Raw genomic sequence first — 8,486 nt, 5'->3', positions numbered from 1 at the left:
AGCCCGGCGGGCGGGGCGGGGGGGGCCCCCCCCCCCCCGCCCCCCCCCCCGCCCGCCGCCCGCGGGGGGGGGCCGCGCCCCCCCCCGCCCCCCCCCACCACCCCGCCCCCACGGCGCCGATTCAAGCGTCGCCTGGGCGTTCATCCGCCGCCCGAACGCCCAGGCGACTCATCCGTGCCCGAATCACTCGTGCCCGCGGGGAAGCCCGACCGGTCAGGCGGCGATGGTGTAGCGCAGTACCGCCCCCACGCCGAGGCCCGCGTACGGATCGTCCGACGGCATGATGAACAGCTCGCCGTCGGAGCACGCGGCGGCGCGGATCAGCGCGGCGTCGGCGCGCTCCTCCACGGGGTCCTTGACGCCGGCTTCGAGCAGTTCCTCGGCGGTCAGGGCCACGTCCCCGGGCTCCGGCCCCACCCACAGCCGGGCGGGGGAGTCGGGGTCGTCCTCCAGCAGCAGGCTCTCCACCTGGCCGCGGCGCAGCGCCTGCACGGTGGAGGGCAGGCCCGCCACGGCGCGCTGGCCGTTGGCCAGCTCGCGTTCGAACCGCTCGGCGACCGCGCCGACCCGCTCGGTCCGCCTGATCTCGAGAATGCGGGCGATCTCGGCGTCCAGCCCGGCACCGTCGGCGCCGTCGGCGCGCGAACCGCGGTCGGTCTCGACGGTGCGGTCGCGCAGCCCCTCGGAGATCTCCTCCAGCACCGCCCCGCGCGCCTGGACGTCCCCGGCGACCACGACGGCCTCGGCGCCGCACCGCTTGGCGGCCTGGTCGACCTCGCGGCCCACCTTCTTGGCGTTGGCCTTCCACACCATCTCGGCGGCGCGCTGGAACCGCGACTGGTTCCAGTCGCCCGCCTTGGTCTTGCGGATCGGATACTCCTCGTCGCCCTCGACCTCGAACACGCGGCGCTTCCCGTCCGCGGTCACACAGCAGATCTCCCCGCCGCGGCGGTCCACGAGCACCCGCACGTACGGCAGCGGCTCGCCGCGCGCGGCCAGGTAGGGCAGGACGTGCGGCAGCGGCGCCACCCGGGCCAGCGCGGCGGCCGGCGGGCCGGGCAGCCGCTCGGCGTGCACCACCTCGCCGTCCGCCGCGAAGAGCACCAGCCCGGTGGAGCGGCGCTCGCGCAGTTCGGCCAGCACGGCCTCCTCGACGGCGCCCAGCGTGCCGTGCGGCGCCCCCTGCTCCTCCAGGTCCGCGCGCAGCGCCCGCCACCGCAGCTCGGCGGCCTTGGGCGCGTCCTCGGTGGTGCGGGTCAGGTCCACGTACACGGACGCGTACGGGCCCGACCGGCGGTACAGCGGTTTGAGGAAAGTGAGATCCATGGGGCCGCCGTACCCGTGACGACCAAGTCAAACGTAAAAAGGGGCCATCGGAAGGCAACGTGGCAGGGGCCGCCCCCGGGCCGTCGCCGCCGCCGTCAGCCTTCGGCGGCCTGCTGCAGCCGGGCGTAGGCCAGCTGCAGCCAGTCCGACCCGGCCACCGCCGTCATCGTGGCGCCCACCGCCCGGGTCGCCCGAGGCGCCAGCATCAGCCCCGCCGCGTACCCGGTGGCCACCCACTGCGCCGTGCAGAACGGGCAGGTGATCAGCTCTCCCACGGCGTGCCGCACGCCGCTGCCGCGCACCTCCTCGGCCAGCTCCGACGGCCCGGACGTGCCCTCGTACCGGGTGAACGGGGCGCGCAACGGGCTGGTCACGGGATCCTTGGCGATCAGCCGGGACAGCTTGTGCGTGGTGATCGTCATCAGCGCCAGGTCGCCGAGCCCGATGACGTGACCCGTGCGTCCCGTCCGCCGGCCCCGCGCGGCGCGTCCGGCCGTGCGGACGGCGCGCAGCACCCAGGGCAGGGCCGCGTCACCGGTGCGGTTGCGACGGCGCTGCGCCAGCAGCGCCAGCGTCCCGGCGGTGACCGCGTACACCGCCATCGTCCCCAGGTAGGAACCCAGCGGCCGGTCGGCGTCCCCGGCGTACTCGCGCTTGTGCTTGCGTGCGGTGTCGACGACCGAGGTCATCGCTCCTCCGTGTCGTTGGCTGCGATCGCGTCGCCCTGTCCGATCGAGAGGCGAACGCGTACCTACCGCCCTTTACCCGTGCACCGAGGACGAATCATGTACGCCCCTCGGGGTAACGGTCGGGGAGATCGACGAGACGACCACCGGCGAAGGGGGACGTCATGACCGAGAACATCCCGGGCGGAGACCCGGAGCGGCGATACACCTCCGGTCCCGAGGACGAGGGCATCCCCGACCTGCAGGACGGCACCCCCGGACAGCAGCGGGCCCAGGATCCGCAGGAGGCCCCCGTCCCCGGCGACCGCCCCATGGCGCTGGACGAGTTCGGGATGACCGAGGAGGAGATGCGCGCGGGCGAACCCCTCGACATGCGGCTGGCCCGCGAGGAGCCCGACATCCCCGAAGTGCCGGACGAGCCCTACCGGCCCGCCGGGCGCATCGTGGAGGAGGACGAGGGGGCCCGCACCGACACCGAGAAGGACGCCGTCGCCTACGACGCGGGCGACGACGGCGGCGGATACACCGCCGAGGAACGCGCCATGCGCATCGAAGACGAGTAACCGACTGCGCGAGTAACCGACTGCGCGGAGCGTCGCGCGGTCCCCCGGGTGCTGTCGTGCGCACCGGCCGCGAGCCGCGGTGAACGATATGGTTCGCGGTTCGCGGCGCATGGCAGCACAATTCCAGATACCGGTCCGTCCGGGACAATGGCGACCGGAAGGGGGACCGCGTGCGCATCGGCATTCTCGGCCCGCTCGACGTGCGGGACGACGCCTCGGGACGGCCCGTGGCGCTGAACGGCCCCCGGTTGCGCGCCCTGCTGGTCCGCCTGGCCGTGGACCCCGGCCGTTGGGTCCCGGTCGAACGGCTCCTGGACGACCTGTGGGACGGAGCCCCTCCCTCGGGAGGCGCGGGCGCGCTCCAGGCACTGGTGTCCCGGCTGCGCGCCGCCGCCGGACGCGACCTCGTCGAGCACGGGCCGCCCGGTTACCGGCTGGCCGTCGCCCCGGGCGATGTCGACACGGTCGAGTTCGAACGCCGGGTCGCCGCCGCGCGCGCTCGCACCGACCCGGCCGCACGCGCCGAAGCACTGCGAAGCGCCCTGGAACTGTGGCGCGGCCCAGCGCTCGCCGACGTCGCCGACGCCGACTTCGCCGCCGCGCCCATCGCCCGCCTGGAGGGCCTGCGCCTGGCGGCGATCGAGGACCGGATCGAGGCCGACCTGGCCGCGGGCGACCCGGCCGGCCTCGTTCCGGAGCTTGAGGCGCTCACCGTCGCACATCCGCTTCGCGAACGCCTGCGCGGGCAGCTGATGCGCGCGCTCTACGCGACGGGACGGCAGGCCGACGCCCTCACCGTGTACGAGGAGACGCGCCGGACCCTCGCCGACCGGCTCGGCATCGACCCGTCACCGGAACTGGCGGAACTGCACCTGGCCGTCCTGCGCCGCGACCCCGCCCTCTCCAGCCCCGAATCCGCCTCCCGCCCCGAATCCGCCGACCGGCCGGCGGGGGACTCCGCGGCGGAGACGGCGGCGGCGACGCCGCACCGGCGCCGCACGAACCTGCCCGCCCAGCTCACCAGCTTCGTCGGACGCGAAGAGGAGTCGCGGCAGGTCGGCAAGCTGCTGCGCGAGTCGCGGCTGGTCACACTGATCGGCCCAGGCGGCGCGGGCAAGACCCGGCTGGCCTGCGAGGCCGCGGCCCCGCTGGTCGACACCACGGCCGACGGGGTCTGGTTCGTCCCGCTGGCGTCGGTGAGCGACGCCGCCGACGTGGGCCCCGCCGTGCTCGCCGCCCTCGGCCTGGCCGACCCCCTCCGTCCCAGCCACGAGACGCGGTCCCCGGCGCGCGCCCTGGACCGGCTCGCCGACGCCCTGACGACCTGGGACACCGTCCTGGTCCTGGACAACTGCGAGCATCTCGTCGACGCGGTGGCGGCGCTGGCGGACCGGGTCCTCGCCGCCGCCCCCGACGCGCGGATCCTCGCCACCAGCCGCGAGCCGCTCGGCATCACCGGCGAGTCGCTGTGCCCCGTGCCGTCCCTGCCCCTGCCGCCGCCCGACGCCGACGCCCAAGAGGCCATGCGGCACGCCTCCGTCCGCCTTCTCGCCGACCGGGCCGCCGCCGTCCGTCCCGGCTTCACCGTCGACGACACCACCGCCGCACCCGTCGTCGCGATCTGCCGCGCGCTCGACGGCATCCCGCTGGCGATCGAACTGGCCGCCGCCCGCATGCGCGCCCTGACCCCCGCGCAGGTCGCCGACCGCCTCGGCGACCGCTTCCGGCTGCTGACCGCCGGCAGCCGCGCGGCACTGCCCCGCCACCGCACCCTGCGCGCGGTCGTCGACTGGAGCTGGGACCTGCTGGACGACGACGAACGCGCCGTCCTGCGCCGCCTGTCGGTGTTCGCGGGCGGCGCCGTCCTCGAGGCCGCCGTCCGCGTGTGCGCGTCACCCGGCGGCACGGACGGCCCCGCCGCCGCCGACGTGCTCGACGTGATCGCCTCCCTCGTGGAGAAGTCGCTGGTCATGGCGGACGGTGCCGCCCAGGTCCGCTACCGCCTGTTGGAGACCGTCCGCGTGTACGCGGCCGAACGCCTCGCCGAGGCCGGCGAAGGCGACCGCGTCCGCGACGCGCACGCCGCCTACTTCCTGGAACTGGCCGAACGCGCCGAACCCGAACTGCGCGGCCACGACCAGCTGTCGTGGATGACCCGCCTCGTCACCGAGCACGACAACTGCACCGCCGCGCTGCGCCATGTCGTCGAGACCCGCGACGTGCGCACCGGACTGCGGCTGGTGGCCGCACTGACCTGGTTCTGGTTCATCCGCGACATGGAGATGGAGGTCGGCGGCTGGTCGGTCGCGATCCGCGACATGGCGGGCGGCGCCGTACCGTCCGACCTGCGGGAGGAGTACGCCACCTGCTCGTTCCTCGCCGCCCTGGTGAGCGAGCTCAAGACCGGACCGGGCTTCACGCAGGAGGCCATGCGGAACATCGTCGAGCAGGTTCTGCCCCTTGTGCCGCCAAACCCCAGGCACCCCCTTCTCAACCTGGCCGAACCGCTCTCCCATTTCGTTGTGGGACGGTTGGACCTCGTCCGCGAGTCCCTCGCCGACATCGAACGGCACCCCGACCCATGGTGCCGCGCCATGGGACTGATCCTGCGCGGCGAACTGGGCCTGTACTCCGGGGAGATCGACGTCGCCTTCTCCGACATGACCGCCGGATACCGGGGTTTCCGCGCCATCGGCGACCGCCTGGGCATGCAGATCGGACTCGGCGGCCTGACCCAGGTGGCCCTCGCCCGCGGCCAGGCCGAAACCGCCCTCCGGCTCGTGGAGGAGGCCCTCGGCTACACCCTCCAGGGAGTGAACCCCGACCAGGGGGCCTCGTTCCGTCTGCTTCTGGGCCGGATCCGCGCGCAGATGGGAGACCTCGAAGGCGGCCGCCGAGAGATCGAGCGGGGGACTCGCACGTTGGAAAGGGTCGGCGAACACGCCGACGCGGCGGGCGGCTACCTGGCGTCGTGCGAGCTGAGCAGACACGCCGGGGACGCGGCCACGGCCCGCGCGATGCTGGACGCGGCCCTCGCGCTGGTCGAACCGCGCCAGGCCCGCGCGGACTTCGTCCAGGTGACCGCCCTGACGTTCAGCAAACTCGGCTGCCTGGCCGCGCAGGAGGGCGACCTGCCGGCCGCGGAACGCTGGCACGGACGGGCCATGGACGTGGCACGCGACGCCGTATGGCTGAGCAACCAGCCGATCGCGACCCTCGTCGAAGGCCTGGCCGCCCTCGCCTCCGCGCGGGGCGACCACCGGCGCGCCGCCGAACTGCTCGGCACGGCGCGCACGCTCCACGGCTACCACGACGAAGCGAGCTTCGACGTCCGCCGGACCGAGGCCGCCGCCACCGCCGCCCTCGGCGAGACCGAGTACGCGTCGGCATACGAGGAGGGCCGCTGTGTCACCCGCGACGCCGCCCTGACCCTGACCCCTGACCCGCCGATCTCATCGGCCTAGGGATCGCCGGCTCCGAAGAGAACGCGGACGACCAGGACCTCGCCGTGGGTGGGGCGAGGTCCTGGAGTCCTCCAACGGTGCTGCCCGGAGCGGGGCCGCCCAGCGCGGCATGGTCCCACCGGCGGACCGGTCACACGCGACGCGCGTACATCCGCATCGCCAGCGGGAACGTCACCGCGACGATTCCGGCCGCCCACGCCAGCGTGTACCACACCGAGTTCCCGACCGGACCGCCCAGCGTCAGCGCCCGCACCGCGTCCGCCAGATGCGTCACCGGGTTCACCTTCGTCCACGCCTCCAGCCACCCCGGCATCGTGGAGGTGTCGGGGACGAGAATGCTGCTGCCGAACGTCAACGGCATGACGAAGATGAACGACAGCCCCTGCACGCTCTCGGGCGACGGCGCCATGAGCCCCACCAGCACCGAGATCCAGCACACCGCCAGGTAGAACACGTACGCCAGCCCGAACGCCGCGAGCACCGACAGCGGATCGTTGTCGAACCGGAACCCCAGCAGCGTCCCGCACAGCACCAGCATCACCATCACGCTGCAGAACCGCACCGTCTCCCCGATCACGGCCCCCGTCAGGGGCGCCGACCGGGCGATCGGCAGACTGCGGAACCGGTCGAACACGCCCTTGTGGATGTCCTCGTTCAGCGCGGTGCCCAGCCCCATGGTGGCGAACATCGCCATCTGCGCCACCAGTCCTGGCAGCAGTTGCTGCAGGTAGGCGTGCGTGTCACCGGCCACCGCCCCGCCGAAGACGTACAGGAACAGCAGCAGGAACACCACCGGCGTCAACGTCGAGTCCAGCAGCTTCTCCGGCGAATGCCGCAACTGGGCCACGTTGCGCCAGGCCAGCGTCAGCGAGTGCCGCAGCGTCCGGCGCGGGCTGATCCGCCGGGGCGGCTCCCCGCGCACGCCCCCGGCCACCGTCGTCATCGCGGTCATACCGCGCTCCCTTCCTTGACGCGCTCGGCCTCGTCGCCGGCGACGTGACCGGTCAGTGTGAGGAACACCTCGTCCAGGCTCGGCATCCGCAGCGCCAGCTCGGCCACCGCGATCCGCGCCTCGTCCAGCCGCCGCACCAGCGCCGTCAGCACGTCCGGGTCCGCGACGGGCGCGGTGACCAGCCCCGTCGTCTCGTCGGCCGTCGGCTCGCCACCGACCAGTCCGCCGACGATCGCGGCCAGCTGTCCCACCCGGTGCCGCTCCGCCGCCCGCACCGTCAGCGTCTGCCGCCCGGCCCGCGCCTTCAGCTCGGCGGACGTGCCGTCGGCGATCACCCGTCCGTGGTCGAACACCACGATCCGGTCCGCCAGCTCGTCCGCCTCCTCCAGGTACTGCGTGGTGAGCAGCACGGTGGTGCCGTCGTTCACCAGGGCGCGGACGGTGTCCCACACCTCGTTGCGGGCCCGCGGGTCCAGCCCTGTCGTGGGCTCGTCCAGGTAGATCACCTCGGGCCGGTTGACCAGGCTCGCCGCCAGGTCCAGGCGGCGCCGCATCCCGCCCGAGTACGTCTTGACCGCGCGCCCGGCGGCCTCGTCGAGCCGGAACCCGGCGAGCAGCTCCCGCGCCCGGGCCCGCGCCTCGGCCCGCCCGAAGTCCAGCAGCCGGCCGATCATCACCAGGTTCTCCAGCCCGGTCAGCTCCTCGTCCACCGAGGCGTACTGGCCGGTCAGCCCGATCGTCGCGCGCACCTGCGCGGCGTCCTTCACCACGTCGAACCCGCAGACCTCGGCGCGTCCCGCATCCGGCTTGAGCAGAGTCGCCAGCACCCGCACCGCCGTGGTCTTGCCCGCCCCGTTCGGGCCGAGCACTCCGAGGACGGTGCCCCTGCGCGCCTCGAGATCGACGCCGTCCAGGGCCTGCGTCTCCCCGAATCTCTTGCGCAGCCCCTCGGCGCGTATCACGTATGACAAGTCCCGTGTCATGTCCCGCCTTCCGGTCGGTCGTCATGGTTCGTTCGTTCAGCGGGACCACCCTCGGCGTGGCCGCTGACACGGCACCGACACGGCGGCGGGGCGCGCTGACACGGCACTGACACGCACGGGGCGCCGGCGGCGGCTCACCCCGGTGAACAGGCGGTGACCAGGGGGTTTGCGGCAGGGGACGACAAGCCGGACGGCTCGATTTGACGGGGGGCGCACGCCTGCCTAATCTTCTTCGTGCCCCAAGGGGATGCGGGACGCCGGACACGGCGGACGGCCCCGGGGAACCTCCCGACAGAAAACGGTTCGGAGTCCGCTCCGAAGGGTTGTAGTCTGGGAGGGTCAGCCCGGACGGGATGCAGGACGCCGCGTGTGCGGTGGCCGGCCCGCGGGACTCCTCCGCAGTAGTGATCTTCTGGACGATCTTGTCGTCCGGGTGGTTGGTGTGCGGGGGGCTGGGCTGGGTCTGGATGTCGGGCTGGTTGGTCCGGTTGACAGGCGGGAAGGTTCCGGTA

The 8,486-nt window shown here is 73.8% G+C and carries 6 protein-coding genes; 2 read left to right on the top strand and 4 right to left on the bottom strand.

Annotated elements, in window-relative coordinates; all coding sequences use genetic code 11:
• Positions 1 to 213 precede the first annotated feature (213 nt).
• Complete coding sequence (locus ABZ801_RS41555; protein ID WP_344951035.1) at positions 214 to 1,326, bottom strand: Vms1/Ankzf1 family peptidyl-tRNA hydrolase; 1,113 nt, start codon at positions 1,324 to 1,326, stop codon at positions 214 to 216.
• 95 nt (positions 1,327 to 1,421) lie between these two features.
• Complete coding sequence (locus ABZ801_RS41550) at positions 1,422 to 2,015, bottom strand: DUF1360 domain-containing protein (RefSeq protein WP_344951032.1); 594 nt, start codon at positions 2,013 to 2,015, stop codon at positions 1,422 to 1,424.
• A 161-nt stretch (positions 2,016 to 2,176) separates the two neighbouring features.
• Between ABZ801_RS41550 and ABZ801_RS41545 the strand changes: the two genes are divergently transcribed.
• Together ABZ801_RS41545 and ABZ801_RS41540 are read left to right on the top strand one after the other, a co-directional pair.
• Positions 2,177 to 2,575: a DUF5709 domain-containing protein gene (locus tag ABZ801_RS41545; protein ID WP_360709468.1), complete on the top strand. Its 399-nt coding sequence runs from the start codon at positions 2,177 to 2,179 to the stop codon at positions 2,573 to 2,575.
• 170 nt (positions 2,576 to 2,745) lie between these two features.
• The gene (locus ABZ801_RS41540) at positions 2,746 to 6,039 is read left to right on the top strand and encodes a BTAD domain-containing putative transcriptional regulator (RefSeq protein WP_360709465.1); all 3,294 of its coding nucleotides are present in this window, start codon (positions 2,746 to 2,748) and stop codon (positions 6,037 to 6,039) included.
• A gap of 130 nt (positions 6,040 to 6,169) precedes the next feature.
• Here the strand turns inward: ABZ801_RS41540 and ABZ801_RS41535 are convergent, their stop codons facing one another.
• Positions 6,170 to 6,991 (bottom strand): ABC transporter permease, encoded by an 822-nt coding sequence (locus ABZ801_RS41535; RefSeq protein WP_360709462.1) that lies wholly within the window; start codon positions 6,989 to 6,991, stop codon positions 6,170 to 6,172.
• Positions 6,988 to 7,962: an ATP-binding cassette domain-containing protein gene (locus ABZ801_RS41530; RefSeq protein ID WP_360709472.1), complete on the bottom strand. Its 975-nt coding sequence runs from the start codon at positions 7,960 to 7,962 to the stop codon at positions 6,988 to 6,990. Before ABZ801_RS41530 ends, ABZ801_RS41535 begins: the two co-directional genes overlap by 4 nt.
• Positions 7,963 to 8,486: the final 524 nt, after the last annotated feature.

The sequence above is a fragment of the Actinomadura sp. NPDC047616 genome (assembly GCF_040642915.1).
GTDB lineage: Bacteria > Actinomycetota > Actinomycetes > Streptosporangiales > Streptosporangiaceae > Spirillospora > Spirillospora miaoliensis.
Note: the sequence above shows the minus strand (reverse complement) of the source record. Positions and strands in the feature narration are given on the sequence as shown.

Coding starts and splice junctions, on each gene's coding strand:
- ABZ801_RS41550 (WP_344951032.1), bottom strand. CDS start 2,015: ATGACCTCGGTCGTCGACACCGCACGCAAGCACAAGCGCGAGTACGCC.
- ABZ801_RS41545 (WP_360709468.1), top strand. CDS start 2,177: ATGACCGAGAACATCCCGGGCGGAGACCCGGAGCGGCGATACACCTCC.
- ABZ801_RS41535 (WP_360709462.1), bottom strand. CDS start 6,991: ATGACCGCGATGACGACGGTGGCCGGGGGCGTGCGCGGGGAGCCGCCC.
- ABZ801_RS41555 (WP_344951035.1), bottom strand. CDS start 1,326: ATGGATCTCACTTTCCTCAAACCGCTGTACCGCCGGTCGGGCCCGTAC.